This is a genomic window from Hymenobacter agri, assembly GCF_054778495.1.
In genome coordinates, this window is record NZ_BAAGZM010000868.1 from 1 (window position 1) to 1,355 (window position 1,355).

1 protein-coding gene is annotated in these 1,355 nt (G+C 63.4%); it reads left to right on the forward strand.

Going from position 1 to position 1,355, the window contains the following annotated elements:
- Positions 1–442: 442 nt before the first annotated feature.
- The coding region (locus ACYVDE_RS22935) for a DinB family protein (RefSeq protein ID WP_460503851.1) at positions 443–1,355 on the forward strand (913 nt) is incomplete at its 3' end.

Genomic DNA, 1,355 nt, shown 5'->3' on the forward strand with positions numbered 1-1,355 from the left:
CTGGCAATGCGGCGCTGGGTTTCGGGGCTCATGGCCGCAAAGCCGCGGCGGCTTTTGGTACCCACGCGGTTGGCGGGGCGGGTGGCGGGCTTGGCCGGGGCCGAAGTGGCGGTAGCAGTAAGAGTGACCGGGGTGAGGGAGGAAGTTGCCATAGGTTTGTACAGAAGGGGCGGTACGATAAAAGCTGCCTGCAGGCAGGTGGCAATACTACACAAGCGCCCACGATAGGTTCCATATTCTCAAGCAAATGCGTTGTAAATGGCACTTTATACGGAGGAGCTTCTACGTATTAATGGGGACCGTCTGCGTGTTTTCCTGGGGGCTTGCCGGGGTGCATCTGCGCTTCTCAAACCCACCATTGCGGGCGGGGGCGTAACCTCCGGGCCCGGCTTTCGGTTAGCCACTCACACCCCGGCGCGTGGCGCCTTCTTCCTGCCAGCTTATGCTCCTTACTACTTCCGATTCAATGCCGACGCTGGCCCCGGCCCCAACGGCTTGGGCGGCCCGCTACCGCGCCGTGCGCGCCCAAAGCCAGGCCCTGTGCGCCCCGCTGCTGCCCGAAGACACGGTGGTGCAGCCCACCCTCGACGTGAGCCCGCCCAAGTGGCACCTGGCCCATACCACCTGGTTCTGGGAAACGTTTCTGCTGCGCGAGTACGCGCCCGGCTACCAGGAATTTCACCCGCAGTACGCCTACCTGTTCAATTCCTACTACAATTCGCTGGGCTCGCGCGTGAACCGCGCCGACCGGGGCACACTCTCGCGCCCGGCCCTGGCCGAGGTGCTGGCCTACCGCGCCCACGTCGACACCGCCCTGCTAGCCCTGCTGGAAGGTGAAGCCGAACTGCCCGCCTTATTCTACGAGCTGCTGGAGCTGGGCCTGCAACACGAGCAGCAGCACCAGGAGCTGCTGGCCACCGACATCAAATACATCCTCAGCACCAGCCCGCTGGCGCCGGCTTATTTGAATAAAGAATCAGGAATGAAGAATGAGGAATTGCCAGGCGCCGCTAATTCCTCATTCTTCATTCCTGATTCTTCATTAAGCGCAGCGGCCTGGCTGCCGGTGCCGGGCGGAGTGCACCGCATCGGGTTTCAGGAGGAAGGCTTTTGCTTTGATAATGAGCTGGCGGCGCACGACGTGCTGCTGGCCCCGTTTGAGCTACAAAACCGCCTCGTGACCAACGGCGAGTACCTGGCTTTCATCGAGGCCGGGGGCTACCGCGATTTCCGCTATTGGATGGGCGAGGGCTGGGACCTGGCCCAGGCCCAGGGCTGGGAGGCGCCGCTGTACTGGGTGCGGCAGGAGGGGGGCTGGGCCCGCTTCACGCACCACGGCTTGCAGCCGGTGCAGT